This window comes from Kitasatospora sp. NPDC092286 (genome assembly GCF_044755565.1).
Lineage (GTDB): Bacteria > Actinomycetota > Actinomycetes > Streptomycetales > Streptomycetaceae > Kitasatospora.
The window spans coordinates 108816-135295 of record NZ_JBIVRD010000026.1; the positions used below are offsets into that span (position 1 = coordinate 108816).

Sequence of the window (26480 nt, forward strand, 5' to 3'; positions counted from 1 at the left end):
CCTTGAAGTCCCGTGAAGAGTGGCTGGCGTCCCTGCCGCGGATCTACGCCGCCGCGGGGTGCGTGCTGCGGGACGAGTCCGGGCGGATCCTGATCGTGAAGGCCGGCTACCGGGAGCACTGGCAGTTCCCGGGCGGGACGATCGACCTGGGGGAGGGGCCGGCCGAGTGCGCCGCGCGGGAACTGACCGAGGAGACCGGCCTCGTCGGGGAGGCCGGCGACCTGCTGGCCATCTCCTGGACCCACGCGTCGGCCGAACTCGACCACCCGGCCCAGCACTTCCTGTTCGACTTCGGCACCGTCCCGGACGGCACCCCCGTGACCGTCCCGGCCGGTGAACTCGACGACCACCGCTGGGTCACGGACCAGGAGGCGATCGAACTCCTCGGTCCCGCGCGGTCGTTGCGCCTGCGGGCGGCGATCGAGGCGGCCGCCGACGGGCGGGTGCGGATCGTCACCACGCAGGTGTCCGGCTTCTGACCCGCGGCTTCCGGCGCGGTGTCCGGCCCGCGGCTTCCGGCCCCGGGCGGACGCCGCCGCCGGGGCCGGATCCGCCGGTCACTGCTGTCCGGTGGCCTGTGCCGCGACGAAGGCCGCGATGGCCTCCGCCGTGAAGGTCTCGGCCTCGTGCTTGTCGACGTTCAGGTCGGCCAGCACGCCCGCGCCGTTCTCCAGCTCCAGCAGCGCCAGCAGGATGTGCTCGGTGCCGACGTAGTTGTGCCCGAGCTTCAGGGCCTCCCGGAAGGTCAGCTCCAGCGCCTTCTTGCCCTGCCCGTTGTACGGGATCAGCGGGGGCACCTCCCCGGCGGCGGCCGGCAGCGCGGCGGTCGCCGCGGTCCGGACGGCCTCCGGGGTGACGCCCTGGGCGGCGAGCGCCTTCACGGCCAGGCCCTTCGGCTCGGCGAGCAGGCCGAGCAGCAGGTGCTCGGCGCCGATCTCGGCGTTGCCGGCCGCCCTGGCCTCCTCCTGCGAGGCCATCACGACGTTCCGCGCCCGGTCGGTGAACCGGCTGAAGCCCTGGTTGGGGTCGAGGTCGGCGGGGGCGCCCGGGTCCTTGGGGACGAAGCGCTTCTGGGCGGCCTGCTTGCTGACGCCCATGCTGTGGCCGATGTCGGTCCAGGAGGCGCCGGAGCGGCGGGCCTGGTCGACGAAGTGGCCGATGAGGTGGTCGGCGAGGTCGCCGAGGTGGTCCGCGGCGATGACCGCGTCGGAGAGCTGGTCGAGCGCGTCGCTGTGGACCTTCTTGATCGCGTCGATCAGGTCGTCGAGGCGCAGCGGAGTGGTCTTGGGAACAACGGGATTCTCCATAGCGTCAACCGTAGGTTGTCGATCCCGGATCGTCAACCATTGGTTGACGCTATGGCGAGTTGAGTTCGGCCGCCCCCGTCTCAGGCCCTCTTCTCCCAGACGTACGCCGCCGAGACCGGGTGGCTGCGGTACTTCTCCCACTTGGGCTTCAGGGCGATCCACGCGTCGTCCACGACCGCCTCGGCCATCTCCACCAGCGTCCAGCCGGCCGCCAGCCCGGCGGTGAGGTGGTCGCTGACCAGGTGGACATGGGTGGTGATGGCGATGGACTCCCCGGCGGTGCTGGTGAAGTGGGTGGGCATGCCGGCCGCCATGATGAAGTACGGGTGCAGGCCGACCAGTACGCACCGGCCGCCCGGGCGGGCCAGCCGCCACGCCTCGCGGTAGAACGGGCCGAGGTCGGCCAGGTGTTCGTCGATCAGTGAGGAGATCACCAGGTCGTACCCGCCGCCCGGCAGGCCGGTGTCGGCCACGTCCGCCTCGGCGAGGCTGTCGTGCGCGGCCTTCTCCCGGGCGACCGCCAGCATTTCGGGCGTCAGGTCCACGCCGTCCAGGACCAGGCCCGCCGCGGCCTTCCCGCGCAGCCAGGCGCCCGTCCGGCCGGTGCCGCAGCCGAGGTCGGCGGCGCGGCCGACCTCCGCCCAGGCGGGCGCGGTGAGCCGGTCGAGCACCGCGAGGTCCATCGCGTCCTCGACCGTCCGTTCGTACGTTTCCACCCACCGCGCGTAGCCGGTGCGGACGTCCACCATCGGGTAGTCGCGAGTGTCGAAGTCGGAGAAGTCCGCCATGCGGTGCAGTATCGCCGCCGCCCCGGGCGGCGGGCGAGCGATTAAATCCGGCGAATCCGGGCCTCAGAGCGTCAGTTTGAAGCCGTCGTGGCTGCGCGCGAAGCCGAGCGAGGCGTAGAACCGGTGGGCCTCGGTGCGGCGCTTGTCGCTGGTGAGCTGGACGAGGGTGCAGCCGTGCTCGCGGGCCCGCGCGACGGCCCTGGTCAGCAGCTCGCGCCCGAGCCCGGCGCCCCGGCGGTCGGCCCGCACCCGGACGGCCTCGATCAGCGCGCGCTCCTGGCCGTGCCGGCCGAGGCCGGGGATGCGGGTGAGCTGGAGGTAGCCGAGCACGGTGCCGTCGCCCTCGTCGAGGACGAGCATCTCGTTGCGGGCGTCCGCCTCCACGGCGGCGAACGCACGGGCGTAGGCTTCGTCGACCTGCACGGTGGCCGGGTCGATCACCCGCTCCTCGTCGCCGAGCAGCGCGATGATGGCGGGCAGGTCCTGACGGGTGGCGGTCCGGAAGATCACGTCCGGGAGTCTGGCAGACGAGGGGGGAGCATGCGCGTACTCGCACTGCCGGAGGCCGAGGTGCCCGGCGAACTCAAGCTCCAGGTCGCCGAGTTGCAGGACCAGGCCTGGCCCGGACCGCCGGCGCCGTCGACCGTCCCGGTGCACGACCCGGCGCTGCGGCCGCTGTCGATGCTGCTGCTGGACGGCGACCGGGTGGTGGCCGCGCTCGACGTGCTCTCCAAGCAACTGGCCCACGCCGGACGGACGTACGCCGCGAGCGGGCTGAGCGGGGTGGTCACCGACCGGGCGCGGCGCGGCCGGGGCCACGGGCGGCATCTGGTGTCGGCGGCCCGCGCCGCCGTCCGGGAGAGCGGCGCGGACCTCGCGCTGTTCACCTGCGACCGCGGGCTCCAGGGGTTCTACGAGAGCGCCGGCTGGGAGCCGCTGCCGGGCACGGTGCTGGTCGGCGGCACGCCCGAGGAGCCGTTCCCCAGCGACGGCGCCGGCTTCGACAAGGTGACGATGGCGGGGTTCTTCAGCGGGCACGCCGTCCGGCACCGCGCGGACTTCCCCGGCAGCCGGATCGCCCTCCACCCGGGGGAGATCGACCGGCTCTGGTAGGGCGCTACGACGAGTAGGGCGCTACGAGTCGAGCAGGCGGGTGCGGACGGCGGTGAGATCGGACGGGTCGACGCCGGCGGCGAGCAGGTAGCCGGCCGGTTCGAAGCCTTCGAGGGCCGCGTACAGGGCGGCCTCGGCGGTGGTACCGGCCTCGGCGAGCACGGCGTCGATCCGGCGGTACTGGTCCGGCAGGCCGAGCATCCCGTACAGCGGGCGGACGTTCGGCGCGCTGAGCAGGTAGTCGGCGACGATCTCGGACGGCTCGACGCCCGCGAGGGCGAGCAGCAGCAGGGCGGCCAGGCCGGTGCGGTCGCGGCCGGCGCCGCAGTGGACGACCAGGCCGCCGGGCCGGGCGCCGGCGATGGTGGTGATCAGTTCGGCGGCGGCGCGCGGGCAGTGGTCCAGGTAGGGGCGCAGCGCGAGCGGGGTGCCGTCCAGGTGCCCGTACGTCTTCCACCAGGCGGGGCCGGCGAGGTCGTCCAGCGGGACGCGGACCAGCTCGACGCCCGCGGGGAGCGGGAGGAGCGGCTTGTACTCCTCGACGTTGCGCAGGTCGACGACGGTGCGGACGCCGTGGTCGAGGAGGGTGTCCCAGCCCTCGGCGGTGAGGCGGTCGAGGTTGTCGGCCCGGACGACGGCGCGGCGGGCGGTGCGGGCGCCGGAGGTGGTGGGGAGGCCGCCGAGGTCGCGGACGTTGAGGCAACCGTCCCAGACCAGGGTGCGGTCCTCGGTGGCGGTGGTCAGCGCGTGCGTCCGGCTCATCAGGCTCCCCGTTTCAGACCGGGGGTCCGTTACCCCCTCGTTATAAGAGGACTCCGGGGGCGCCCGGATGGTTCCGTGCGCGGCGGGCGGTGCGGGTGGTCGGGCGGGCAGGTTCAGCGGGTGGTCGGCTCCGCGGCCTCGGCCTGCACCAGCTTCGCCAGCGGTTCGGCGGCGGACTGGCCGAGCACCGAACCGGCCGCGATCGCGCCGATCAGGAACACGGTGGAGAGCCAGGCCATGGTCGAGACCGGCAGGGTGAAGGCGCCGACCACCCGGGCCGCGCACTCGGTCAGCAGGGCGGTGCCCCAGATCCCGGAGAACAGCCGCTCGTAGCGGCGGAACGAGCGCGAGCGGGCCGCCCGGCCACCCGCCAGCCGCTCCCAGGCGTCGGCGCGGCCGCGGTCGCCCCTGGTCACGAAGGGCATCAGCATCGGGGACATCAGCGGCCGGCCGATCAGCGCGGAGACCAGGACGGCCAGCGCGAGGGTGCCGCTGAGCGCGCCGTCCTTGGCGATCATCAGCCGGGCGTCGCCGGTGACGGTGGTGAGCGCCAGGCCGGCGAGGTTGACGCCCAGCATCATCGAGGCCCACAGGTTGAGCCGTCGCTCGCGGAGCAGCCCGAAGACGGTGCGGGCGGCCGGGATCACGCCGCTCCAGGCGAGGGCGGCGAACTCGCTCATCCCGAAGGCCGAGTGCAGCAGGTAGTAGCCGGCCAACGGGGCGGCCACGTCGAGGGCGAGCGGGCGGAGGGCGGCGGCCACCGGGTTCGGCGCGGTGGCGGTGGTGGTGGCGGTGGTGGTGGTGGTCGTCGTCGTGGTCGGAGCGGCGACGGCGGTGCTGGTGAGAGCGGGGGCGCTGAGGGTCTGGCTCACGGTGGGGTCCTCCCCGGACTGGTGCTCGGCCTGCGGGCCGGTGCCCGCGTCGTGCCTCCAGTCTTCCGAGCCGACCCTCCGTCAGGGCAGTGTCGTCCGTTGCGGGATCCGCATGACAGTTGTCACGGTGTGCGTCATGACAACGTCTCCGACCTGGGGATTCACTCCGGGAAGGTCCACAGCTCCCGGCCGAGGGTGTCCAGGCAGCGCACCGCGCGGAACCGTTCGTCCCGCGCCGAGAGGAACCCGTCCGCGACGCCCCGCAGGACGGCCAGGGCGACCGCGTCCGCCCTGGTCCAGGCGCCGGTGAGGACGAGCACCCGGCCGGACAGTTCGGCGCGCTGGATCCGGGCCACCGAGGCGGCCAGCAGCACGCCGTTGACCTGCTCCAGCTCGGCGGGGGACAGATAGGTCTCGCCGGCGCCGCCGCGGTCCCGCTCGATCCGGCGCAGCAGTTCGGGCAGGCCGTAGCGGCGGACGGCGGCGACCGAGTCGTCCAGCGCGACCTGCCAGCGCGGGCCGGGCAGCACCTCCCACCAGACGTCCTCGCCGACCGGCAGCACCTCGCCGATCCGGGCGCGCCAGGTCTCGATGCCGTAGACGGCGCGGGGGTCGGGGCGCGGGCCGGGGAAGGCGGCGGTCCAGTCCGCCTTGCGGATCACGCCGAGGTCGAAGGTGTAGCGCACCCGGTCGGCGGTGTGGCTCTCGACCACGCCGAGCAGCGCCCAGTGGGTCTCGTCGGGGAGGCTGAACGTCCGGCGCCACCCGGTGAAGCCCAGGCCGCGCAGGGCGGGAGCGAGGTGCTCGCGCAGGCCCCGTGCGTGGAGCTCGTGGGCGGTCGTCATCGCGGTCGTTCCTGGTCGGGTCGTGACGCGGCGTGCGGGGGCATGCCGGAGGTCGTGTCGGGGCAGGGGCCGTCGGGTCCGAGGTGCGGAGAGCGGCGTCCGGACGGGCGCCGCGCCTCGTGCTGGGCGGGGGGTGACGGCGGGCGGCCGATCAGGCTCGGCCGGTGGGGCCGGTGCACTGCTTCGCCTACTGACAACGTAGGCGGGGGGCGGAAGTCGGGTCTGCGGGCGAACGGCAGTAGCTGACGGGACCTTCTGCCCGGCGCCCGCCGGTCCTTGGTCCGGCCGCTCCTGCGTTCCGAATACCGGTACGGGACATTCCGGATGCCGGACGATACGCCGGTCCGGTGAGCCGCCCCGACAGGTCGGCCCGCCCGCCCGGATGGCGCATGATGTGGCGGGTGCAGAGTGCAGAACGCCCCGGAGCGGGCACCGGCAGCCCGGTCGGCCCGTCCGGCCCAGTACCTCCATCGGGCCCGCCTCCCGGGGCCTCCCCGGCCGCGGTCGTCGACCTGTCGGCGGCCGTCCGGGCCGCGCAGGAGGGGGACGAGGAGGCGTTCCGGCTGCTGTTCCGGACCGTCCAGCCGGGCCTGCTGCGCTACCTGCGGGTGCTCGTCGGGGGCCGCCCGGAGGACGCCCAGGACGCCGAGGACATCGCCTCCGAGGCCTGGCTGCAGATCGCCCGCGACCTGCGGACCTTCTCCGGTGACGGGGACGGCTTCCGCGGCTGGGCCGCCACCGTCGCCCGCAACCGCGCGCTGGACCATCTGCGCGCCCGGCGCCGCCGTCCGGTCGCGGACCTGCCGTTCGACCACCTGGCCGAGCTGGCCGCCGGGGACGACACCGCGGGCGCGGCGCTCGCGGCCGTCGGCACCGCGGACGCGCTGGCGCTGATCTCCCGGCTGCCACCGGACCAGGCCGAGGCGGTGCTGCTGCGGGTGGTGATGGAACTGGACGCGGAGAGCGCCGCCCGGGTGCTGGGCAAGCGGGCCGGCAGCGTACGGATGGCCGCGCACCGGGGGCTGCGACGGCTCGCCAAGCTGCTGGAGCAGTCGTTCGCGGCGGGGGTGGGGATCCCCGCCGCGCCGTCGGGGCCCCGGGTCGTCCAGCCGGGTGCCGGGCGGTCGGGCGGGGCGGGGCAGGCCGCGCAGGCCGCGAAAAAAATTCCTCCGCAGGGTGTGACAGAACACCGGGCCGCGACGCTGAAGGACATGAGATGAGCACCAACCGATCCCGTCGGATCGACCGTGATGCTGCTGAGCACCTGCTCGGCGGTGCCGTGGGCGGCCCGTCGGCCGGGCAGGGCGCCTCGCTCACCGGACAGGACGGCGGTACCGGGCGTACGGGGGTTGCCCAGGTGCTCGCCGCTGCCGCCGCCCCGGCGACGGCGGACGAACTGGCCGGTGAGGAGGCGGCTCTGGCCGCGTTCCGGGAGGCCCGTCTCGCGCCCGTACCCGCCGGATCCGCCGGATCCGCCGGATCCGCCGGATCCGCCGCTGTACCCGCTGTACCCGCACCCGTCCGGAGACGATCGATGGCGACCGCCGCGCTGGCCAGGGCCTTCAGTACGAAGGCCGCTGCCGTCGTGCTCGGCGCCACCGTGCTCGGCGGTGTCGCGGTCGCGGCCGGCACCGGCAACCTGCCGTCCCCCCTGGGGGGTGGCTCCCGCCAGCCGGACCGCGCGCTGCTCGCACCGGGCGACGCCGGTGCGTCCGCCGTCACCGCCGCCGAGCCCGGTCCGGGGGACGGGGCGTCGTGGCCGCCCACCGCCGGGTCGTCCGGCGGTGGGGCGAAGGCCGTGGGACCGTCGTCCGAGGCGCAGCCGTCGGCTGGCTCGCCGTCCCCCTCCGCCTCGGCGGAGACCCGGGGACTGTCGGCCCAGGCCGCGCTGACTGACCTCTGTCGGGGGTTCGCCGAGCGGGTGGGCAAGGGCGAGCGCCCGCGCCAACTGGTCGCCGACCCGCAGTTCGGCGCGCTGGTCGAGGCGGCCGGCGGCCCGGACCGGGTGGAGGACTACTGCGGGGCGGCGCTCGGGCGCGAGCGCGGCGACGGCCACCAGGGCGCCGGCTCACCGCCGCGCGGCAACGGCAACAGCAACGGCAACGGCAACGGCAACGGCCGGGGCGGCGAGGACGACCGCAACGGCCGCGGTGACGGCCACGGTAACGACATTGACAAGGGCAGTGGACAGGGGAACGGGAAGGACGACGCGGCCAACGGCCGGAACGGCGGCTCCGGTAGCGGCGGTTCCGGCAACGGCTCCGGCAACGGCGGCTCTGGCAACGGCGGTTCCGGCAACGGCTCAGGCAACGACGGCTCTGGCAACGGCTCAGGCAACGGAAGCAAGGGCCGGGAAACCCCGCTGCCGGCGATGCCGCCCCTCTCCGACCCCCACCCCCGATCCGACGATCCCTCACCCCGGAGGTAACCCCGAAACTCCGGGTGGGCGGCGAGCGAATCCCCCCGGGCTCGCCGCCCACCCGGACCGCACCACCGCACCACCGCAGTGCCCGCACCACCCTCTCCACCCGCGGATCCCGGGTGGCCGGCCGGCCCCCCGGGCCCGCCGCCCACCCGGTCGGCCCCGGACCGGATCGGCAGGCGCACCCCGGACGCGCCGCCGGCCCGGACCGGACCCTGCCGGTGCGGCCCGCTCACAGCCGGGCGGGCCGCACCCGCACCACCCCGTGCCGGCGGCCGGGGGATCGCTGCCCGGTCCCTCGGCCGCCTCACCGCCCGGCGGTCCGTTTCGGCGGGGCGGCTATCGTGCACAGGTGCACGAGGCGCTCCAGGACCTTGGGCAGGGCACGTGAGGGGAGCGGTTCCAGTGATCGGACGGGCGCTGAACGGGCGTTACGAACTCGTCGAGATACTCGGCGTCGGCGGCATGGCCACCGTCTGGCGCGGGGTGGATCACGTGCTGGGCCGTCAGGTGGCCGTCAAGGTCCTCAACGGGGGCCTCGCCGACGACCCGCGCTTCGCCGAGCGCTTCAGCCGCGAGGCGCAGCACGCGGCGATGCTGGTGCACCCGAGGATCGTCATGGTCTTCGACTCGGGCGTGGACCAGGGCTCGCCGTACATCGTCATGGAACTGGTCCACGGCTACTCGCTCGCCGCGCTGCTGGCGCAGCAGCCGGGCGGGATGCCGGTCGAGCGGGCGGTCGGGATCGCGGCGGCGGTCTGCGAGGCGCTGACGGTCGCGCACGGCGCCGGGCTGGTGCACCGGGACATCAAACCCGGCAACATCATGATCACGCACGACGGCGGCGTGAAGGTCGTGGACTTCGGCATCGCCCGCGCCGGGTCCTCCAGCAACCTCACCCAGACGGCCACCGTGCTCGGCACGGCGGCGTACCTCTCGCCCGAGCAGGCCACGGCCTCCCAGCTGGACGGCCGCACCGACCTGTACGCGGTGGGCTGCGTGCTGACCGAAATGCTCACCGGCGCACCGCCGTTCATGGCGGAGACACCGGTGGCGATCGCCTTCAAGCACGTCAGCGAGCAGCCGCTGCCGCCGTCCGCGCTGCGCCCCGGGCTGCCGTCGGCGGTGGACGGCGCGGTGCTGCGGCTGCTCGCCAAGAACCCGGCCGACCGGCCGGCGCACGCCGCGCTGGCGCGGGCCGAACTGCTGGCGACCATACCCGGGTTGGCCGTCGGCGACCCGACCGGAGAACTGCTGGCCGCCGCTGCCGCCGCTCAGCACACCCAGGTGCTGCCGCCGGTACCCGCCGGCTTCTCCGAGCAGCAGCACACCACCTTCCTGCCACCCCAGCAGGCCGCCACCTCGGTGATGGCGGCCGTTCCGGCGCAGCCCCCGGCCGTCGCGCCGGGCGCGCCCGTCCCGGCCGGGCCGCCCGTGCGGGAGAGCCGCCGCAAGCCCCTGCTGCTGGGCGCCCTCGGCCTGGCCGGTGTCGCCGGGGCCTCCGTCCTCGCTCTCACCGCCTTCGACGGGCCCGCGAACGACACCACCGGCAACAAGGTGGCGCACCCGGTCGCGACGTCCGTCACCACTCCGCCTCCCACGCCCACACCCACGCCCACGCCCACCGTGACGACCCCGCCGCCCACCACCCCCACGACGCTCCCGCCCCGGACACCGACGCCGACGCCGACGCCGAGCGCGACGATGCCGGCCAACAGCCAGTCCTCGGCCGTCCAGATCAACGCCCTGCGCCAGTCCGTCGCCCAGACCCAGGTGACCAAGGACCGCGACCGCCAGGTCGAGCTCCTCCGGACCCTCGACGACGCGAGCGCCCGCCTCATCGAGAGCAAGCCGGACGACGCGGCCAAGGAGCTGAAGAACGCGCAGAAGATCGTCCGGGACCTGGCCAAGAAGCACGCCATCGACGGCCCGACGTACCTGAACTGGAACTCCCGCCTCGGCGTCCTGCTCGCCACCCTGCACGCCTCGGGCGGCAACGACCAGTTCGATCAGTACGACCAGTTCGACTGACGCGGGGACCCGAGGCCTGGCCCGTCCTGCGCGTCCCCTGAACCGGGGTGTTGCAACGACTCCTGGGACCCGAGCCGTACGGTCGGGCCCCTTGGGGACGCGATTGCTTCCGGTCCGGCCCCGGGTGCCCGTTGTGGAGTGGGAAGTCGGTGGGTCCGACTCCCCACTCCTGGAGCTGTTCCGGGCCGGGGCTGGACCGTAATCCCGTGCGGTGGCCAGACCTCTGCCACCCGGAGACACCGGATCAGGAGACGCGCTTCAACTGCCACGCGTTGTTGTTGAGGCTGGGGTTGGACGAGTAGACGCAGCTGCTGCTGTAGTACGAACCGGTCTGGACCCAGCCCGCAGGCTGGTAGGTGGAGGCGCACGCCTGGACCACGGTGCCGACGGGCAGCCCGGTGAGCTGCTTGATCTGCTTGATGTTCGGGCTGAAGCTCTGCGTGCCGCAGTTGCTGCTGTAGCCCCAGCCGACGTCGACGAAGCCGGCCGGGGTGACAACGCTCGCGCAGGAGGTGGTGACGTCACCGGGGGCGGCGTGGGCAGGCGCGGCGGCCAGGGCGAACATCGCCGCGGCGCCGGCGGCGGCCATGAGCGTGGTGCGAAGGCGAGTCATGGGTGGTGGCTCCTTCGATCGCGGACGGCCAGGCAGGCCGGGAAGCCATTCCTATGGGGTGACGACCGGTTTCGGGTAGCGGCTTTTCGGCCTAAAGATCCCTCGGATCGCCGGTGTCAGCCGCGCGCACCGGAACGGCGGCGCAGCAGGGCGAAGCCCAGCGCACCGGCGCCGAGGGCGGCGACGGTGCCGCCGCCGACCAGCAGCGGGCCGGAGGTGGAGGCCGAGCCCGATCCGTCACCGGCCTGGGCGGCGCCCGCGGGCACCTCCCGGACCTGGGGCCCGGTGCCACCGGCGGCGGGCGTGGCGGTGGGGGTCCCGCCCACCACCGGGGTGGCCGGCGCGGGCTGCCCGGTACGGGCCGGCGTGGTGCCGGAGCCCACGCTCGGGACCGCAGCGCCCGGGGTGGGGGACCCGGCGATGCTCGGGGCGGCCGGGGCGGGGGTCTTGACCCCGTCGGCCCAGGCGTTCCCGCCGGTGACGGCGGTCAGCAGCGCGGCCCCGGTCAGGGCACAGACCGTCAGAACACGGCGGGCGGACGAGCGGTGGGTGCGGTTCTTGTTCATGCGGTGTCTCTCCTCTGTCGCTGACGCGGCCCGGCCGGTGCGGCCGGTGCGTTGACAGCGACGCTAGGAGGGCCGTGTCGCGGTCCCCGACCGGTCGCGTCACGGCCGACCATCGTCTGCGTAACGGGCCCACGCCACCCGGATCGCCGGGCGTGGAGCGGCTCCTCGACGCGGTCGGCCCCGGGTCCGGCCGCGCGTCACCCGGTGACCACCTGGGTTCGGCAACTGCGGTGAAGGCCAAGCTCTTTGCCGGCCGGTGTCGCACAGCGGCTTCGGATCGTCGGGTGACGGAGGCCGGGTGACTAGAGTCGTCACCATGAGTGACTCCCCGCCTCATGAGGTCGTAGCCCGGCCGCGTACCGCCGCCGGTGTGCTGTTCTTCGACGAGGACGGCCGCGTGCTCCTCGTCAAACCGACCTACAAGCCCGGCTGGGAGATTCCGGGCGGCTACCTGCGCGCGGGCGAGACCCCGAGCGAAGGCGCGGCCCGGGAGGTCGAGGAAGAACTCGGCATCACCCCGCCGATCGGCCGGCTCCTCGTCGTCGACTGGGCGCCCCATCCCGCCGAGGGCGACAAGCTCCTCCTCGTGTTCGATGGAGGCGTTCTCCCGGTTGACGAACTTGACCGCATCACGGTCGACCAGGTCGAGATCAGCGAGCACGCTTTCCACGCCGGCGACCAGATCGACTCCGTCCTCATCCCTCGTCTGGCCCGCCGAGTTCACGCCGCCTGCGGAGCCAGGACACGTTCCGAGACCGTCTACCTGGAGCACGGAGTGGCTTACCAGTAGGACCACAACGTGAGAGAACCCGGTGGGCGGCGGCCTCCAGGGTTGACGCGTCCTTGCGCGCCGGCGTCTTCACCCCGCCCGAGGGCGAAGGCCTGGTCGAGATCCCCGGGGCCGGCGCTGATGGTGACTGCTCCGGTACGTCCTGACACTGCCCCGGCACCGAACTTCCACCGAACTTCGGTGCCCCACCAGCCGCATCCAGAAGTGTCTCGGCTGGCTCAGCCCCGACGAGTACGAGGCGAGGCACTACGCCGACCAGGCGACGGCCGAACCAGTGGCTGTCCAACCACCCGAACCCGTCCCGACCAGGTAATCGCCACCTCCCGCTCGGCGGGGGAAGGTCACCTCGACCAGTTGGCCATCACCTGGTACGCCACAGGTATGGATCGCATCCGCGAGGTCCGGCGCACGCTCGCTCCCTGGCAGAACGAGCAGTGCATCCGGAACCTCGATGATCGCCTCTAGGACTGGGGCACGACGGTCAGCGCACTTCAGCGTTGAACTTGATGATCTTTTCCGGCAGTTCCGTCAGCGAATCGATGCGCATCGTCGTGATCGCATCCGCGTCCGGATCGCGCTGCTGGATCGTGCCCCAGGGGCCGCGCCGGATGAGAGCAGTCAGGAGGCCCGCCTGCACAGCAGGCCGGATGTCGTTGTCGAGCCGGTCACCGACGTACAGAATCTCGCCAGGCTCAGCAGGCGTCGCCTCGATGACACGCTCGAAGAACCTCACGTCCGGCTTTGACGCCCCCCAATCGTCGCTGGTGGCGATCATGTCGGAAGGAAGGTCCAGCCCTCGCAGCAGGCCGCCGGCCCGCACGGTCTGGTTCCCGGCGATGCCAACCCACAGCCCTGCTTCACGCAGGGCAGCAAGGGTGGGCCGAACGTCCGAGTAGAGGTCATCCTCGCCGAACCACTCCGGCTTGCCAGCAGCCGCGCGCTTCTCTCGCTCCTCAGTCAGGTCGAACCCGGGCCGGAACTCCTGGAACGTCTCACGGTAGTCGCGCTCCTGCGCGATGACCGCCCCGAACATCGCCGCGAAGGTGTGCCGTGACACCCCCAGCCAGTCCGCCCACGTCCCGTACTCCCGGGTCTCGTCAACAAGACATTCGCCCACGTCGAATACCACCGCACGAATCATGCTCCGCAGGTTAGCCAATGCGCGACGGGCAGCTCTCGGGGCTAGGGGCGGGTCGAGCGCCCCTTCCCGCTGCGCTCTGTGTCGCACGTTGCTCCTTCATGCTGCCGACCGTACGGTCATTGAGACTTCGCCATCTTCGAACGTGCTGGTCGGAGGGGGGTGAGCGCCCCCGCTGCCTCACACGAATCGCGGGGGTTCGAGTTCACGATGGGGACGCGGGGCGCTCGGAGTGGCCGTCGCTGCGGGGGGTCTCGGCGCCGACCACTCACCTGTAGGCCCACTGGGCGTGGGCGTTCCTCAGGTCAGAGTTCACGGAGTGCCACCAGTGCGCGTGCCACCACCAACGGCGTGTCCTCGTAGGATCGCCCGGCCGCAGCCTCGCCGTTGGCGCGGTAACCACTCCCGGTGTCGTCGCCCTTGAACCTGGGGTCTCGCGCGACAGCCAGCAGTTCGGACCAGACGACCTTGCCGGCGTGCCCGGGAGGGTAGTAGCCCCACCGCTCGCTCAGCGCCTCGACCAGGAAGACCCCGCGGCCGCTCTCCGCGTCCTCCCCCACCACCCTGAACACGGGCGGGCGACCGTCGCTGTCGTGATCGAGGATGTACAGGCGTCCGCGTTCGAGTCAGAGGGTCAGGGTGACCTTTCGCACCGGTGACAGCGGCGAGTACGGCGAGACCTCCTCGTCGGTGTGCGTGTGCCGTATGGCGTTGGTCATCAGCTCGGACACGATGAGTCGGGCTGTCTGGATGGTGTCGGGCGGGACTCGCCAACGGCGGAGCACGTCAACGGCGTGCCGCCGGGCCCATGCGACGGCGTTCAGAGTGTCGGCCAGCGCCAACTGGCTGAAACCGGAGCGTGTTTGTGACACAGGGGGTCCTCCCAGGTCGGGAGCTGCTTGGGGTGAAGGCTCGCCGCGCGGGTCGCGCCCACCCCGTTCGAGGGATGCAGACCTTGAACTGTCCGGCCGGGAAGCCAACTTTCTGTGACTAGGCTGGCGCTGATGGTGACTGCTCCGGTACGTCCTGACACTGCCCCGGCACTGGACTTTCACCGAACTCAGGTGCCCCACCAGCCGGAACCGGGCGCCGCTCTCCAGGGCCGATGCCATGCTTGGCGCCATGGCGGAACTGAACGGTAGCCCGATCAGCCTGGACCATCTCCAGGCCCTTGCCCTGACGAACTACGGGCACTTCACCTCGATCCGTGTGGAAGACGGTCACGTACGCGGCCTCTCCCTCCACCTGGCGCGTCTGGCCCGTGACTGTCGCGCCGTCTTCGACGTGGACCTCGACCTCGACCGTGTCCGGGAATTTGTCCGACGTGCCGCGCCGCCCTCGGGGGCCTGTGTGGTCAGGGTGACGGTCTTCGATCCTGCTCTCGACCTCGGTCACGTCGGGAGCGACGCCCACCCCCAGCTCCTGGTGACGACTCGTCCGGCCGGGGCGCTGCCGCTTCCCGCGATGCGTGTCCAGTCCGTGGTGTACACCCGCGACATGCCGGCCGTGAAGAGCGTCGGTTTGTTCGGCTCGCTCCGCCGCCGCCGCAACGCCCAACGGGCGGGCTTCGACGACGCGCTCTTCACGGACGCCGAGTCCGTGATCTCCGAAGGCGGCACCTGGAACGTCGGCTTCGTCAAGGGAGATCAGGTCATCTGGCCGGGCGCCGAGTGCCTGGTCGGCACCACGATGGAGCTGCTGCGTCAGGTTCACCCGTCGTCGACCGCGACCGTTCGGCTGGGCGACCTCGCCGATTTCGATGCCGTCTTCGCCACCAACATCGGCATCGGCGTCCGGGCGATCAGCGCGGTCGACGGCGCCACCTTCCCGGAAACACACCCCGTGATCGAACAACTCCGTAAGGAGTACACGGAAATCCCAGTCGATCTACTTTAGTTCCCCCCGACGACGGGGAGTGCTGGGCGCAAATGGCTGTGGGGTGGAGGGCCGCGTTGGCGACCGTAGAGGTATGGGCCGGCGTCGAGGCCAAGGCGCTTCGGAAGGCGAAGCGGATGAGCATCGAGGCGTTCGCGGCTCACCTCGGCATCAGTGATCGCATGGTGTCGAAGTGGGAGGCGAGGGGCACCGGTATCACGCCCCGGCTGGTTAACCAGGCGGCCCTGGAGACCTCCCTGGCCGCGTCCGGCCCCGAAGTCCACGAACGCTTCGTACGGTTGGCCGGCACCTCGGACGCCGTCCTTTCCGACCAGCGCGCGGAGGCCGAACACGCGCTGCCTCGGCAGCACCAGATCACGCACCCCGGCGACGGCAAGCGAATGGCCCTTGTCGAAACCGGGGTGCACCTCGCCGGCCCCAGGCCCCCGCCATCCGGCTGGTCGAGCCGACCAAAGCCAGCCCAACCCGCTGGAAAACGACCTGGAGCGATCTGCGCGCAGGGGAAACAACCAGCCCTAGCTTTCGAGACCTTTCGGATCGCGGCGGGAGATCAGGCGCCAGTGTCTTTGACGGCAAGGCGCGGGCAAGCGCCTCCGCAGCATCGAGCGATCGCATAAGCAGTCTGTGATGGCCTGGCAGCGCTTTGGCTCAACTGCTGCGAGCAAGATGCCACTATTCGTCAGTGTGACGCAAACTTGTTGGAACCTGCTTGCCCGGGCTGCCGCATCTGACATGCTGAAGGTCCGTCGAGAGGGGCCGCAGCGATGCAGTGGAAGATCCATGGGGAACGTTCCGATCTACGAGAACCCATGGGTGAACCTGTGGCTGACCGACGTCGAGCAGCCTGACGGGCGCCGCTGGGAGTATCACGTGGTCAAGCTGCGGCACCTGGCCGTGGCTGCCGTCGTGAACAGCGAGAAGCAGGTGCTCATGATGTGGCGGCACCGCTTCATCACCGACACCTGGGCCTGGGAACTCCCGATGGGGCTGGTCGAGCCGGATGAGACCCCGGCGGAGGCGGCGGCCCGTGAGGCGTTGGAGGAGACCGGCTGGAAGGTCGGTGACGTCAAGCCGCTGATCTACGCCCAGCCGGCGAACGGGATCACCGACTCCGAACACTTCGTCTTCCGGGCCGATGCCGTCGAGTACGTGGGACCGCCGACCGAGCGCAACGAGTCCGACCGGATCGAGTGGATTCACCTGTCCGAACTGCGCGGCATGATCGACCGTCGCGAGATCGTCAGCAGTGGCACGCTCGTGGGCGTGCTCTACCTGCTGCTGGACGAGGCCGGTCTTTGATCAGCTGGCCGCGCTGGTGATTCGGTCGGCCAACGTCGCTACCGAGGCGTTGCCCCGGTAGGGCCTGAGTAGGTGGCGGAACTCCGTAGCAGGGTCAGTCAGCTCTCGCGGGGCGCGATGGCCCGGTTCTGGCAGGCGCCGACGAGCTCAGCGCTCACTTCGCAGGCTTCGGTGAGCGTCTCGGGTTCTATGCCTCGCTGTCTGTGCCGACGGCCACCCTTGCGGTGGCCGTCGGCCTCCAGGCTGACGCGTCCTTGCGTACCAGCACGTTCGTGGTCGCCCAGGCCGACTGCTGTGAGCGCAAACCCTGTTTCCGGAGGCACCTGGCGTGCCGCGTCTCTGCGGCAGTCGGGTCGATACGGCAAGCGATCGGCCGGATGTGGAGCGAACCAGCCGCGCACCACGGGCCAATGTCATGATCATTAGTCAATGACGCGCATAGTCCCGTCTACGCATGGACGCCCAGGCTCCCCGCCCCCCCTAGCGTGGCCGTTGGTTGGTCAACCTGTTCTGAAACAAGGGGGTCTGACATGTCGGCACGTACATCGCTTACCCGGCTCACCGGCAGTGGCAGCGGGGAGTGCGGGGAGAAGGACTGCCCCAACGTCTACCGGACGGAGACGGGCTCGTTCGTGGTTCAGGGCGACCTGTCCGGCGTTTTCACTCCGTCCGAGGGCGAAGGCCTGGTCGAGATCCCCGAGAGCGTACTGCGGGAGGCATTCCGTGCTCTTGGCTGGTGACGCTTGAACAGTGCTTCGACTCCATGCGGTTCGAGGCGTGGAGGTTGGAGACACTCCCCACCTACGCCATGCCGCAGGAAGCGGAGAAACTCGATCGCTTCCTGTCAGGAGAGAAGTCCCCCGACGGCTATCAGTCGGGGTGGATGGACGAAGTGCGGCAATGGGAGAGCGAAGGAAGGAGAGTCGGGCGCGTTCATATTGTGACGCAGCCCCTTTCCGACTATCTTCGGTTCGAGTTCGAGTATTACTATCGACATCACGTCAAGGCCGGTGAGGATATTCGCATCCTCGATGTGACCGACCGGGAAAACCCGCTGTCAAGCGCACAAGACTTCTGGATGTTCGACAAGTCCAAAGTCGTTCTCATGAGCTACAGGGCGGACGGGACGCAGATCAGTCGCGAGCTGTTCGACGGCGCACCTGATCGGTTCATCGAGTACCAGCGAATCGCCATTTCGGAGTCCGTCCCGTTTCTGGAGTATGCCGGGTCGTGACGCTCCATCCCGAGCAGCTGGGCCAAGCCAAGCAAGAACTGGCTGCGACATTGAAAGAGCTTTGCAAGCGAGCCGGCCTCTCACCATCACCGAGACGGACCGGATCTCGTTGCAGCGTACGGAACTCGTCTGGCGCGGGGCTGTCCGCAGGGAGGTGAAGGCACTGCTTCACCCGGTGGTCGCTGCGCGGATCGTGGCGCCACTCCAACTGCCCGGAACCGTGACCTACCGCGAGATGCGTATCGGCACCCGCAGTTCGCCGAACCCCGGAAAGGCGATGACACACTCATCATGACAGGTCAGAAGGTTTTTGCGTAGGGCGAATGGCACATGTCACCAGGCTTGTTCGGGCCTCTCCGAGACGCCCAGAATCTCCGTTATGAACCACTCGGGGAAAATCGATCAGGACGACATCGTGCGGGCGCAGGTCATGCTGCTAGCGTCGGGGCGCCGCACTCCACACGAGGAAGTTGATGCCTACCGGGTGCTCGCCCAGGTCAGCCCCGTTGCTTATCTGCCCCGCCTGGTCCTGGCCCTGCAACGCCTGAGCTACAACTCCGGCTCGGGCGAGCGGCATCCAGCCTGTCTCGCTCTGTGTGAGGAGGCGGTGGCTGCGGCGCGGGCCATCGATCCGGTCGAACCTGCTCGTGCGGATCTTCTGTACGGGGCACTCGACACGTGCCAGAGAGAGCTGTACACCCTGGGCCGCCGTGCCGAAGGGCTCGCCATGCGCGCCGAGATGCTCGCCATCGGCCGTGCGCAGGCCGAACTATCCCGAGACCCCGAGGTCAAGGGGCTGCGTGGCTGGGCGGCCGGTCTCTCCGAGGATGGCCGCTATGTCGAGGCTGCCGATGCCCTGACTGAGTTGGTCGAGGCGATCCTGCCTCACGGGCCCGGCGACGGGGGTCTCGCCTGGTCACTCCTGGAGTGGATAGCCGCTCTCGATGACGCCGGCCGGTCCGGCGAAGCAATCGGCGCGTTCGAGAAACTTGTTGGAATGCAAGCGGTCGAGGCCTCGAACGACCGCGGCCCGATGGCCTGCCATCTCTACTCGCTGATCGGGTATGCACAGATGCTCGACACTTGCGGCCGCGGTGAGCAGGCGGCCACCGTACGGCAAGAGGCACTCGCCTTGCTAACGGAGTTGGCCGCCACCGGTGAGCGCAAGTCCTGGAGTGGCTATCAGGCGTCCTACTGGGCGGTTCTGCTGCCCTTTTCCGGTGCCGACAGTGAGCGGTTGACGTCCGGTGGACCGTGTCCGCCTTCGGGGGCGGCGCCCATGCAGTGGTCCCCCGATGCCAAGCGGCACTACTTCGACAGCCGTATCACTCTGCGTGAAGAGGTGGGCGCCCTTGTCTCACGAGCCACCCGAGATCCGGACCAATATCTGGCCGAACTGGTCCGGGTACATCGGGTCCTCACCGTCCGTTCTGCTGTCTACTGGGAGCACCGCACCCACCTGTTCGCGGAGCGAGTACGCCCCTTGTTCGATGACGGAGTGGAGCTGGCCCGCCGGCTGTGTCAGCACGATCCGGCAGACGGAACCCGAACGCTGGCCGAGATCCTGATAGACCGATCGACTTTCCACACCGCCACCGGCGAGTTCGAGGCCGCTCTCGATGACTTCCGCCAAGCCCTGAGCTACCTGGGAGAGGACAGCTGACACGAGAGCCTGAAAATCGTCGCGGTGCCGCACAACGCGGATGTGAAAGGCTTCCAGGTGTTGCCCCGCAGGTGGGTGGTCGAGCGGACATTCTCCTGGCTGGGACGGTGCAGACGGTTGGCACGGGACTACGAGCGCAAGACCGCACACGCCGGGGCGATGATCAAGGTCGCCATGATCCGACTCATGGCCGCCCGCCTCGCCGGCGAGGAGATCGAACCACGCGGCCCGATCGAGACCGAAGCAGCCCGCCGCCTCACCGACGGCCTCAAGAACGAGTGATCACCCGATTACCCAACACTTTCTCAGCCCGCGAACCGCGCTGTGCCCTTCACAAGTCTGCGGGTCAGTAGGGAGTACCGGGCGCCGCCGGTTATGGGGCGGACGCCGTGCATGAAGTCGCGGGTGGCTGGGAAGGCGACGAGTGCTCCCTTGGCGGGGCGGAGGTCAAGCGGGGGCTCCTCAAAGTAGAGGGCCCCGCCGCCGTACTCGTCGGGTCCGCTGAGAAACAGCACGGTGGTGAGGTCGCCGCCGATGACGGGCTGGCCGTTGGTGGCGGCCCGTTCGAGTTCCGTCTCGGTGACCTCGTCGTGGTGCGTGACGAAGCCGACTCCGGGCCCGTACCGGTAGATCACGGTCGGCTGGCCGGGGACGGGGTAGGTGTCGACGCCGAAGAAGGCATCGATGTGCGGCGAAACGGCGGCCATGACGAGGTTGGCGAGGCGTTCGGGGACCTCGACGTACTTGCACTTGCGGAGGGTCTCGTCGATGACGCCCTGGTAGCTGCGGGGACGCTGGGTGCTGTGCTCGAAGTGCCGGAGCAGTTCCTCGCACAGGACGGCGGGCAGGGCGTTGTCGACGATGAGCGGGCCGAGCGTGTTCCAGGATGCTGAGGTCATACGGATGTCACCTCTTGTGTGAACCACCATCGGGTTGTGTCGGGGGTGTCTTCGATGACGATCCCCCGTTGCTGCAGGGTCTTGCGGATCTCGTCGGCCTCCTCGAAGTTGCGGGCCTGACGCAGTTCGCGCCGGCGGGCGAGCAGGGCCTCGATCTCGGCGTCGGCCGTGGTGCGCTCGTCGAGGTCGAAGGCGTCGAAGAGTTCGTCGAGTTCCTGGAGCAGGGCCAGAGCGGTGGCGCCCGGAGGCTCCTCGCGCCGGTTCTGCTCGCGGATGTAGTCGAAGAGGACGGCGAGCGCACCAGGGGTGTCGATGTCGTCGTCCAGTCGCTCGAAGGCCGCGTCGCGGGCCTCTCGCGCCAGGGCGGTGCTCGCGGGGCTCTCGTTGTGCGAACGGTCGATCAGGCGGGCGAAGTTCTCCACCCGGCGGCGGGCGGCCCGGGCCTGTTCGAGCGTGGTGTCGTTCAGCTCCATCGAGGAGCGGTAGTGCTGGCTGAGAAAGGCGTACCGCAGGGTGCGGAAGTCCGCAGTCTTGAGGATGTCGCGGATGGTCAGGAAGTTGCCGGTGCTCTTGGACATCTTCGCGCCGTCGACGCGCAGCAGGCCGGTGTGCATCCAGTAGCGGGCGAGGGGGTCGAGTCCGGAGGCGGCTTCCATCTGGGCGATCTCGGCTTCATGGTGCGGGAAGATGAGGTCCACGGCGCCGCCGTGGAGGTCGTACTGGGGGCCGAAGAGGGCTTCGGTGATGGCGGTGTCCTCGATGTGCCAGCCGGGCCGGCCTTCGCCGAGGGCGGTAGACCAGTAGGGCTCGCCGGGCTTGCGGGCCTTCCAGAGGGCAAAGTCGCCGGGGTTGTGCTTCCGATCGTTCTCGTCCACGCGGGCGAGTGAGTCCTCGGCCTTGACCTCGGTTCGACCGGAGAGCTTGCCGTAGCCGGGGAAGGTGGTCAGGTCGTAGTACCAGCCGTCGTCGAGTTGGTAGGCGTGGCCGTGCTCGATGAGCTGCTGGACCTGGGCGACGATCTCGTCGATGTGGTCGTGGGCGCGGCCGAAGACGTCGACGTTGGTGTTGTGCAGGTCGGCCATGTCGTCGAGGTAGTGCTTCTCGTACTCGGCGGCGAGGTCGCGGGGGTCCATGCCCAGCTCGCCGGCCCTGCGGATGATCTTGTCGTCGACGTCGGTGAGGTTCTGGGCGTAGGTGACCTGGTAGCCGCGCTTCTTGAGGTAGCGGGCGACGAGGTCGAACTGGGTGTACGTCTTCGCGTGGCCGATGTGGCTGAGCCCGTAAACGGTCGGGCCGCAGACGAACATCTTGACCACGCCGGGCGTCATGGTGACGAATTCCTCTTTGCGCTTGGTCAGCGTGTTGTACAGCCTGATCGCCATCTCGGACCTCTCCCGGGTCGGTGCTCCGTCGTTCGTCGAAACCGGCCTAACGGCCTTTCCGATAATCAGATTTGGTTGGCCGTCGGTCCGGTCTCGGCAGGGCCTCGAAGCCTATCGCGCAGCGGCTACCAGGCCGTTCCGTCCGGGTCCGCACATCGCGATCCCCGCAGCTGCAGCCGGCGCTGGTAGTGGCTGCGGATCTGTTGGGCCTCGGGACCGTCGGTGACGAAGCCGTCGATGCTCGCGCAGAACTTCTCCAGAGCCTCGACTCGGCGCTCCAGGTCGGTCCGGCAGCTGGGGTTGCAGCGGATCGCGTCCCGTAGGATCTCCGCCTGGTCGACGGTGATGAACCCGCGGCTGACGAGCTGCGTCAGTTTCCACTTCCTGTTCGGGATGAACTGGCCGGCGGTGGCGTAGATGCAGTCGATCACCTCGTCCACCGCGAGGTTGAGCAGGTAGTGACCGGCCTCGGGGCCGAGGCGGCGGGACTGGCGCAGGGACATCTCCCGCACGTCCCAGGTGATCCGGTTGGCGAGCCGTTCGCGCTCCAGGTCGAGCTGGGTGCGGGCGGCCTGGGCTTTGTGGTGGATGAGTTCCTGGAACGAGCCGCCGCGGTCGTGGAGGACCTGGCTCTTGTGCAGATAGGTGTCGCACTTCTCGCCGGGCCAGGTGGTCCTGGGGTCGCACTCGTACTGGTAGATCAGCTGGTGGACGTTGACCTCCATGGAGCCCCAGGGGACGGGGAGGCGGAAGAGGAACCTGGGCACCCATGCGGGGATGCGGTCGGCGATCAGCTGACAGGTGTCCGCGAGGTGGGGGCGCCACTCGGCAGCCCGCAAGGGGACGTCAAGGACGACGGCGACATCGAAGTCGGACTCCTCGTCGAAGCACGTCGGGTTGTCGGGGCAGTCCGCGCTGGACGACAGGATGTACAGGGCCTGGACTTCCGGCTTGGCCGTCCATTGGGTCAGCAGCGGGGACATCGCCTCGCGGGCGAGTTCGAGGGCGGTGTTCGGTGTGCGGCGCACGTTCACGACCTCCTGTGGTCGGTGATCAAGGACCTACCAAGGGTGTGGGACAGGCCGCCGTGGGTGCGCTGGAGGTTCATCAGGCTCGGGCTGCTGTTGCCCTCGATGATGAGCGCCTCGGCGTCGTGATCCACGGCGATGTCCCAGCCGACGACGGGTGTGCGGGGGAAGTGGACTGCGGCCCGCTCGGCGGCCTCGACGACCTGGCGGATGGTGCTGATCTTCTGGCCGGCGAAGGCGAGGCCGGAGACGGGGTGGTGGGTGTAGCGGGTGAGCGAAGTGGTGTGCGCGGTGTCGTCGAGCATGCCGGTGGCGGTGTCGACCCGCACGTACAGGCCGCCGTTGCAGGCGTTGTCGACGGCGTCCGTGTCTGCGCTGCTCTTGAGCAGGCAGTACAGGACCCGTGGGCCGTCCGCCGGGTGGAGGTGGGTGATGACCCGGAAGGTGTTGAGCGAGTAGGGGTTGAACGCGGCGAGCTCGTCGTGCTGGCGGACGAACGCTTCGATCAGCCACCCTCCCCACCTTGCGCCGTATGCGGCCAGTGAGAACGGCGTGCCGTCCTGCTGGAGGAGTTCGCCGCCCTCGTTGTCGAGAACGAGGACGCCGGCGCCACCGCTGGTGTGCCTGGCCGGCTTGATCACCACCTCGGCGATGCCGCCGAGGGCAGCGTCCACCGCAGCAGGTGAGTCGGCTGGCACCGGTCGCCCAACCCGGTCGAACCAGGATCCCTGCTCGCCGGTCATCAGGAGTAGCGGCTGGGGGACGCCCGCGTCGCCGAGGATGCGTTTGCACGCGATCTTGTCATCCAGGAGCAGGGCGGATCGGTTCACGGCGGGCAGCAGGCGGCTGTAGAAGACGGTGTCGGGCACGTACGCCGCTGCCGAGGCGAGGTCTACTCCGGTCCGGTAGAGCTCGTACCGGAAGTAGTGGAACGGCAGGCAGCGCCACTGGGCGGTGAGGGCTGCCAGCTCGAAGCCGATCCGGGAGATCGGCTTGCGGTCGGCCGTCTGCCGGTACGTCGGCAAGTAGACGTTTGCGGTGTTCTCCAGTTGGTGGGCGACCCACAGCGGGGCCGTCACCTTCGGGCCGATCCGGGCCCGGAAGAACTCGTCGAGCATGTTGGCGCGCAGGTTGAACCTCATGTCGTCGTTCCTTCCGCTCGTGCGAGGTCTGGTGAGGGCTGGCCGCGCCTCAAGCGGCCGGTTCGTGGTCGGGGAGGGAGCGCGCTGGCGGCGCCGCAGTCTCGTGCCCGGTGCCGAGCTGATGCTGCGCGGCGATCCCGAGCAGCGTGAGCGCGACGATGTGTCCCAGGCCCCACAGAGCGGTGAGCGCTGTTCCTACGGGGTCGCGGTGCTCGCCACGATGGCGACCCCGGTGCTGGTTAACGGCTGCGTCCATGGCTGGTGCCCTCGGCTCCCCTCGGTGGCTTGAAGGCGGCCCCGCCCCGGCGGGGGTTTTCACGGGGCGGGACCGCCGGCTGGTGGCCGCTCCGAAGGTCCCAGGAGCCGGAGGTTCCGGCTTCATTTCCTTCGGAGCGGTGGGCATCTCGCGGATCGAGACCAGAGGAGCTGTGCAGGAACTAGGCTTCCCCCATCGCGTGCGATGCCGTAGCGATGAAACTACGGGTAGTGACGCGGAGGTTCGACGGACTGCCGGTACGAGTTACCCGGACGATCGAGGCCAGGGGGCGCAGGGAATGCCTGCTCGTACGTCATCGCGGCGTGGAGAAACACTGACTGGCAGTCGCAGTTCGCCTGAACGCGGACCGGACGGCCTGGTGGCCGGCTTCCTGTTCAAGGTCATACGTGAGCAGATCCCCCGCACCCAGGAGGAGCTGGCCACCGACCTCGGCGTCGACAAGAGCACCTTGCAGGGCTGGGAGTCGGGGCGTCGCCCGCTGTCGGCAACGAGGGCCGGCAACCTCGTTGCGATGCGGCGCAAGCTCATTCGCCTGGGGGCGCCGCCCGCGCTGGTCGATGCGCTGAGCCTCGCGATGGACGCCGACTTCATCCTCGGCGAGATTCTGGGCAGCGGCACCGGTGCCGGCTCGGTCGAAGAACACCCCCTCGCGGGCTGGGTCTTGACGCGGGACACCACGCACATGATCGGCTGGGCCGTCAGCGGCGTTCTCCCGGGAGTGGTGGCCGCCCAGCTGAACATCCCGGCGGCGCGTCGCGGCCCGGTTGCCGTTGCCCCTCTCCTCGGCGCGGCGGACCGTGTGCGGTTCTTCAACACCCTGCGCCAGAGCGCCGACTTGGCCGACCGGGATGCCGAGGATGCCGCCCTGCTGCGGCGGCAGGTGTTCTACCTGTCCTCCTACGACCGTGACTGGGACGCCACAGAGTGGTTCGACGGGATCCGGCGCCGAGGCCGGCTGACTGCCTCGGTGTCCGGCTGGTCACCCCGTTGGGCGGAGGCGCGATCGGTCGCTGCTGCTCTCGCCAGGCAGGGCGATCCGGAGCTGCTGCAGGACTTCATCGCCCGGTCCCTGACCGACAACGATGATGCCGAGGCTGCGAACCTCAACTACTGGGCCCACTGGCTGGGTCTGGACGGCCGTCCCCAAACGGACGACAACTTCATGGCAGAACGCGGCCGGCCGGCTTGGGATGCGTCTGGGCTGTTACGGCAGCTCGCCGTCCGGCTCGATCGGGCAGCCGAGTACACGGACCTGTACGTGCACTCGATCTGGTCGCTGCTGATCGCCAGGCGCGGTCTGCTTGACGTCGACCCGCATGTGACTGAGGACCTGGGCACGCGGGTTCGGCTCCTCCTGGATGGGGGCAGTCTTTCCACGCAGTCCCGCCGCGAGCTGGAGGCCGTGCACTACGGTCTGCGCATAGGCGGGTTCGGTAGTACGCAACTGATCCAACGCACCGAAGGACGGCGATGACGGACGACAAGCAGTCGCAGGGCACGGCGAGCTTCCTGATGGAGATGGGGATGCTCAAGCGGGCCAAGCGGTCCGGTTGGTGGATCGCCGGGGTCAAGGACCCGGAGACCATCGCCGAGCACAGCTTCCGTACGGCGGTCGTCGGTGCCGTGCTGGCGATGATGGAAGGTGCCGACCCGGCCAAGGTGGCGCTGCTCTGCACGTTCCACGACACCCAGGAGACGCGGATCGGGGACATTCCCCACATCGGCCGGCGCTACCTCACTGCCTCGTCCAACGAGAAGGTGACCGAGGATCAGGTCAGTGCGGCGCACCCGGCCGTCCTCGCTGGCGTCCAGGCGATCGTCGAGGAGTACGAGAACGCCGAGAGCCTCGAAGTGACCGTGGCCCACGACGCCGACAAGCTCGAATGCCTGATCCAAGCTGTCGAGTACCGCGAGCAGGGGTACCAGAACGTGCAGCCCTGGATCGACAGCAGCCTCGGCAGCCTCAAGACCGAGTCCGCCCGGACGCTGGCTGAGGCGGCACTCACCATGACCTCGTTGGAGTGGCAGAGGACCTACCTCGCCTGAGCTTGGAATTTATGCTCGTCGGGCTTGGTGTTCCTTGATCGTCTCGGCGCGTTTGACTGTCTTTCCGACATCGTGACGTGTGGCCCGCTGTCTGTTCTTCGAGCCGGAGAGCCAATACCTGGCCTGCGGGCGCGTCGACAGGGAGACTCATAGGCAGCGGCCGTTCTCTCGTGCTTCGTGACTCGACATCTCGAAGTGTGGAGAACGGCCGTCTCCGCTGTCTCAGGAAGAACCGCAGATCAGCAGGTCGGGTGACCTGCGAGGTTAAACGTCAAGCGTACGTCCAGCAGCTCGGGCATTCGAGCAGGTGAGAGGAAGGTTCGGATGTAACCGAGCGTCAAGCTCAGGGCAGCCAGCCGGTGCGAGT

29 protein-coding genes and 2 pseudogenes are annotated in these 26480 nt (G+C 70.1%); 15 read left to right on the top strand and 16 right to left on the bottom strand.

The features are described 5' to 3' along the window. Positions 1–2: 2 nt before the first annotated feature. Positions 3–479, top strand: coding sequence for an NUDIX domain-containing protein (locus ACIQIB_RS25255; protein ID WP_400653523.1), 477 nt, complete (start codon positions 3–5; stop codon positions 477–479). A 78-nt stretch (positions 480–557) separates the two neighbouring features. Here the strand turns inward: ACIQIB_RS25255 and ACIQIB_RS25260 are convergent, their stop codons facing one another. From ACIQIB_RS25260 to ACIQIB_RS25270, 3 genes are all read right to left on the bottom strand, one after another. Then, positions 558–1307 (bottom strand): Clp protease N-terminal domain-containing protein, encoded by a 750-nt coding sequence (locus ACIQIB_RS25260; RefSeq protein WP_363604159.1) that lies wholly within the window; start codon positions 1305–1307, stop codon positions 558–560. 80 nt (positions 1308–1387) lie between these two features. After that, positions 1388–2095: a class I SAM-dependent DNA methyltransferase gene (locus ACIQIB_RS25265; RefSeq protein ID WP_400760776.1), complete on the bottom strand. Its 708-nt coding sequence runs from the start codon at positions 2093–2095 to the stop codon at positions 1388–1390. A 63-nt stretch (positions 2096–2158) separates the two neighbouring features. Next, positions 2159–2605: a GNAT family N-acetyltransferase gene (locus tag ACIQIB_RS25270; protein ID WP_363604162.1), complete on the bottom strand. Its 447-nt coding sequence runs from the start codon at positions 2603–2605 to the stop codon at positions 2159–2161. 30 nt (positions 2606–2635) lie between these two features. On the opposite strand from ACIQIB_RS25270, the gene ACIQIB_RS25275 reads away from it, so the two are divergent. Beyond that, a complete protein-coding gene (locus ACIQIB_RS25275; protein WP_363604163.1) occupies positions 2636–3208 on the top strand; it encodes a GNAT family N-acetyltransferase in 573 nt (190 codons plus the stop codon). Between the two features lie 21 nt (positions 3209–3229). Here the strand turns inward: ACIQIB_RS25275 and ACIQIB_RS25280 are convergent, their stop codons facing one another. The 3 genes from ACIQIB_RS25280 to ACIQIB_RS25290 all read right to left on the bottom strand — a co-directional run bounded on the left by ACIQIB_RS25280 (position 3230) and on the right by ACIQIB_RS25290 (position 5687). After that, entirely contained in the window at positions 3230–3970 is a 741-nt protein-coding gene (locus ACIQIB_RS25280) for a tyrosine-protein phosphatase (RefSeq protein ID WP_400760779.1), read from the bottom strand. Positions 3971–4083: 113 nt separating this feature from the next. After that, entirely contained in the window at positions 4084–4842 is a 759-nt protein-coding gene (locus ACIQIB_RS25285; protein WP_400760782.1) for a VC0807 family protein, read from the bottom strand. A 161-nt stretch (positions 4843–5003) separates the two neighbouring features. Further along, the gene (locus tag ACIQIB_RS25290) at positions 5004–5687 is read right to left on the bottom strand and encodes a DUF4304 domain-containing protein (RefSeq protein ID WP_400760784.1); all 684 of its coding nucleotides are present in this window, start codon (positions 5685–5687) and stop codon (positions 5004–5006) included. A gap of 392 nt (positions 5688–6079) precedes the next feature. Here ACIQIB_RS25290 and ACIQIB_RS25295 point away from each other — a divergent pair, with 392 nt between their 5' ends. The 3 genes from ACIQIB_RS25295 to ACIQIB_RS25305 all read left to right on the top strand — a co-directional run bounded on the left by ACIQIB_RS25295 (position 6080) and on the right by ACIQIB_RS25305 (position 10140). Beyond that, entirely contained in the window at positions 6080–6907 is an 828-nt protein-coding gene (locus ACIQIB_RS25295) for an RNA polymerase sigma factor (protein ID WP_400760810.1), read from the top strand. Then, complete coding sequence (locus ACIQIB_RS25300; RefSeq protein WP_400760787.1) at positions 6904–8115, top strand: hypothetical protein; 1212 nt, start codon at positions 6904–6906, stop codon at positions 8113–8115. The genes ACIQIB_RS25295 and ACIQIB_RS25300 overlap by 4 nt, the downstream gene beginning before the upstream one ends. Before the next feature lie 399 nt (positions 8116–8514). Then, positions 8515–10140 carry a protein kinase gene (locus tag ACIQIB_RS25305; protein WP_400760789.1) on the top strand — a complete coding sequence of 542 codons (1626 nt, stop codon included), beginning with the start codon at positions 8515–8517 and terminating at the stop codon, positions 10138–10140. 244 nt (positions 10141–10384) lie between these two features. On the opposite strand, the gene ACIQIB_RS25310 is transcribed toward ACIQIB_RS25305, so the two are convergent. Then, a complete protein-coding gene (locus tag ACIQIB_RS25310) occupies positions 10385–10753 on the bottom strand; it encodes a hypothetical protein (protein WP_363604171.1) in 369 nt (122 codons plus the stop codon). A 116-nt stretch (positions 10754–10869) separates the two neighbouring features. Next, positions 10870–11319 (bottom strand): hypothetical protein, encoded by a 450-nt coding sequence (locus tag ACIQIB_RS25315; protein WP_400760792.1) that lies wholly within the window; start codon positions 11317–11319, stop codon positions 10870–10872. Positions 11320–11635: 316 nt separating this feature from the next. Here ACIQIB_RS25315 and ACIQIB_RS25320 point away from each other — a divergent pair, with 316 nt between their 5' ends. Further along, complete coding sequence (locus ACIQIB_RS25320; protein ID WP_400653536.1) at positions 11636–12109, top strand: NUDIX domain-containing protein; 474 nt, start codon at positions 11636–11638, stop codon at positions 12107–12109. 481 nt (positions 12110–12590) lie between these two features. Here the strand turns inward: ACIQIB_RS25320 and ACIQIB_RS25325 are convergent, their stop codons facing one another. The 3 genes from ACIQIB_RS25325 to ACIQIB_RS25335 all read right to left on the bottom strand — a co-directional run bounded on the left by ACIQIB_RS25325 (position 12591) and on the right by ACIQIB_RS25335 (position 14119). Next, positions 12591–13250, bottom strand: a complete 660-nt coding sequence (locus ACIQIB_RS25325) for an HAD family hydrolase (RefSeq protein ID WP_400653538.1) — start codon at positions 13248–13250, stop codon at positions 12591–12593. Positions 13251–13552: 302 nt separating this feature from the next. Continuing rightward, positions 13553–13819, bottom strand: a complete 267-nt coding sequence (locus tag ACIQIB_RS25330) for a hypothetical protein (protein ID WP_400760795.1) — start codon at positions 13817–13819, stop codon at positions 13553–13555. A 54-nt stretch (positions 13820–13873) separates the two neighbouring features. Then, positions 13874–14119, bottom strand: coding sequence for an ATP-binding protein (locus tag ACIQIB_RS25335; RefSeq protein WP_400760797.1), 246 nt, complete (start codon positions 14117–14119; stop codon positions 13874–13876). A gap of 250 nt (positions 14120–14369) precedes the next feature. Between ACIQIB_RS25335 and ACIQIB_RS25340 the strand changes: the two genes are divergently transcribed. The 7 genes and pseudogenes from ACIQIB_RS25340 to ACIQIB_RS25370 form a co-directional block, all read left to right on the top strand. Then, positions 14370–15143, top strand: coding sequence for an aminotransferase class IV family protein (locus tag ACIQIB_RS25340; protein WP_400760812.1), 774 nt, complete (start codon positions 14370–14372; stop codon positions 15141–15143). Positions 15144–15199: 56 nt separating this feature from the next. Continuing rightward, on the top strand, positions 15200–15760 hold the full coding sequence (locus ACIQIB_RS25345; RefSeq protein WP_400653542.1) for a helix-turn-helix domain-containing protein: 561 nt from the start codon (positions 15200–15202) through the stop codon (positions 15758–15760). Positions 15761–15907: 147 nt separating this feature from the next. Beyond that, a pseudogene (locus ACIQIB_RS25350) lies at positions 15908–16442 on the top strand (NUDIX domain-containing protein). 530 nt (positions 16443–16972) lie between these two features. Then, the gene (locus ACIQIB_RS25355; RefSeq protein WP_363614622.1) at positions 16973–17182 is read left to right on the top strand and encodes a hypothetical protein; all 210 of its coding nucleotides are present in this window, start codon (positions 16973–16975) and stop codon (positions 17180–17182) included. 23 nt (positions 17183–17205) lie between these two features. Then, the gene (locus ACIQIB_RS25360) at positions 17206–17676 is read left to right on the top strand and encodes a DUF6879 family protein (RefSeq protein ID WP_400760815.1); all 471 of its coding nucleotides are present in this window, start codon (positions 17206–17208) and stop codon (positions 17674–17676) included. Positions 17677–18055: 379 nt separating this feature from the next. Next, complete coding sequence (locus tag ACIQIB_RS25365; RefSeq protein ID WP_400653547.1) at positions 18056–19339, top strand: hypothetical protein; 1284 nt, start codon at positions 18056–18058, stop codon at positions 19337–19339. 42 nt (positions 19340–19381) lie between these two features. After that, positions 19382–19621, top strand: a pseudogene (locus tag ACIQIB_RS25370) (transposase); the annotation flags it as partial. A gap of 23 nt (positions 19622–19644) precedes the next feature. Here the strand turns inward: ACIQIB_RS25370 and ACIQIB_RS25375 are convergent. From ACIQIB_RS25375 to ACIQIB_RS25395, 5 genes are all read right to left on the bottom strand, one after another. Next, positions 19645–20238: a 2OG-Fe(II) oxygenase gene (locus ACIQIB_RS25375; RefSeq protein WP_363614616.1), complete on the bottom strand. Its 594-nt coding sequence runs from the start codon at positions 20236–20238 to the stop codon at positions 19645–19647. Continuing rightward, a complete protein-coding gene (cysS, locus tag ACIQIB_RS25380) occupies positions 20235–21620 on the bottom strand; it encodes a cysteine--tRNA ligase (RefSeq protein WP_363614615.1) in 1386 nt (461 codons plus the stop codon). The genes ACIQIB_RS25375 and cysS overlap by 4 nt, the downstream gene beginning before the upstream one ends. 125 nt (positions 21621–21745) lie before the next feature. Then, positions 21746–22648, bottom strand: coding sequence for a hypothetical protein (locus ACIQIB_RS25385; RefSeq protein ID WP_363614613.1), 903 nt, complete (start codon positions 22646–22648; stop codon positions 21746–21748). A 2-nt stretch (positions 22649–22650) separates the two neighbouring features. Continuing rightward, the gene (locus ACIQIB_RS25390; RefSeq protein WP_400653550.1) at positions 22651–23790 is read right to left on the bottom strand and encodes a sugar-transfer associated ATP-grasp domain-containing protein; all 1140 of its coding nucleotides are present in this window, start codon (positions 23788–23790) and stop codon (positions 22651–22653) included. Between the two features lie 49 nt (positions 23791–23839). Continuing rightward, the gene (locus ACIQIB_RS25395; protein ID WP_400760799.1) at positions 23840–24046 is read right to left on the bottom strand and encodes a hypothetical protein; all 207 of its coding nucleotides are present in this window, start codon (positions 24044–24046) and stop codon (positions 23840–23842) included. A gap of 379 nt (positions 24047–24425) precedes the next feature. On the opposite strand from ACIQIB_RS25395, the gene ACIQIB_RS25400 reads away from it, so the two are divergent. Further along, on the top strand, positions 24426–25541 hold the full coding sequence (locus ACIQIB_RS25400; RefSeq protein WP_400653553.1) for a helix-turn-helix domain-containing protein: 1116 nt from the start codon (positions 24426–24428) through the stop codon (positions 25539–25541). Next, positions 25538–26113: an HD family hydrolase gene (locus tag ACIQIB_RS25405; protein WP_400653554.1), complete on the top strand. Its 576-nt coding sequence runs from the start codon at positions 25538–25540 to the stop codon at positions 26111–26113. Before ACIQIB_RS25400 ends, ACIQIB_RS25405 begins: the two co-directional genes overlap by 4 nt. Positions 26114–26480: the final 367 nt, after the last annotated feature.

Coding starts and splice junctions, on each gene's coding strand:
- ACIQIB_RS25295 (WP_400760810.1), top strand. CDS start 6,080: ATGTGGCGGGTGCAGAGTGCAGAACGCCCCGGAGCGGGCACCGGCAGC.
- ACIQIB_RS25360 (WP_400760815.1), top strand. CDS start 17,206: ATGCGGTTCGAGGCGTGGAGGTTGGAGACACTCCCCACCTACGCCATG.
- ACIQIB_RS25340 (WP_400760812.1), top strand. CDS start 14,370: ATGGCGGAACTGAACGGTAGCCCGATCAGCCTGGACCATCTCCAGGCC.
- ACIQIB_RS25325 (WP_400653538.1), bottom strand. CDS start 13,250: ATGATTCGTGCGGTGGTATTCGACGTGGGCGAATGTCTTGTTGACGAG.
- ACIQIB_RS25290 (WP_400760784.1), bottom strand. CDS start 5,687: ATGACGACCGCCCACGAGCTCCACGCACGGGGCCTGCGCGAGCACCTC.
- ACIQIB_RS25280 (WP_400760779.1), bottom strand. CDS start 3,970: ATGAGCCGGACGCACGCGCTGACCACCGCCACCGAGGACCGCACCCTG.
- ACIQIB_RS25300 (WP_400760787.1), top strand. CDS start 6,904: ATGAGCACCAACCGATCCCGTCGGATCGACCGTGATGCTGCTGAGCAC.
- ACIQIB_RS25365 (WP_400653547.1), top strand. CDS start 18,056: ATGAACCACTCGGGGAAAATCGATCAGGACGACATCGTGCGGGCGCAG.
- ACIQIB_RS25265 (WP_400760776.1), bottom strand. CDS start 2,095: ATGGCGGACTTCTCCGACTTCGACACTCGCGACTACCCGATGGTGGAC.
- ACIQIB_RS25260 (WP_363604159.1), bottom strand. CDS start 1,307: ATGGAGAATCCCGTTGTTCCCAAGACCACTCCGCTGCGCCTCGACGAC.
- ACIQIB_RS25375 (WP_363614616.1), bottom strand. CDS start 20,238: ATGACCTCAGCATCCTGGAACACGCTCGGCCCGCTCATCGTCGACAAC.
- ACIQIB_RS25320 (WP_400653536.1), top strand. CDS start 11,636: ATGAGTGACTCCCCGCCTCATGAGGTCGTAGCCCGGCCGCGTACCGCC.
- ACIQIB_RS25405 (WP_400653554.1), top strand. CDS start 25,538: ATGACGGACGACAAGCAGTCGCAGGGCACGGCGAGCTTCCTGATGGAG.
- ACIQIB_RS25395 (WP_400760799.1), bottom strand. CDS start 24,046: ATGGACGCAGCCGTTAACCAGCACCGGGGTCGCCATCGTGGCGAGCAC.
- ACIQIB_RS25275 (WP_363604163.1), top strand. CDS start 2,636: ATGCGCGTACTCGCACTGCCGGAGGCCGAGGTGCCCGGCGAACTCAAG.
- ACIQIB_RS25390 (WP_400653550.1), bottom strand. CDS start 23,790: ATGAGGTTCAACCTGCGCGCCAACATGCTCGACGAGTTCTTCCGGGCC.
- ACIQIB_RS25315 (WP_400760792.1), bottom strand. CDS start 11,319: ATGAACAAGAACCGCACCCACCGCTCGTCCGCCCGCCGTGTTCTGACG.
- ACIQIB_RS25355 (WP_363614622.1), top strand. CDS start 16,973: ATGTCGGCACGTACATCGCTTACCCGGCTCACCGGCAGTGGCAGCGGG.
- cysS (WP_363614615.1), bottom strand. CDS start 21,620: ATGGCGATCAGGCTGTACAACACGCTGACCAAGCGCAAAGAGGAATTC.
- ACIQIB_RS25310 (WP_363604171.1), bottom strand. CDS start 10,753: ATGACTCGCCTTCGCACCACGCTCATGGCCGCCGCCGGCGCCGCGGCG.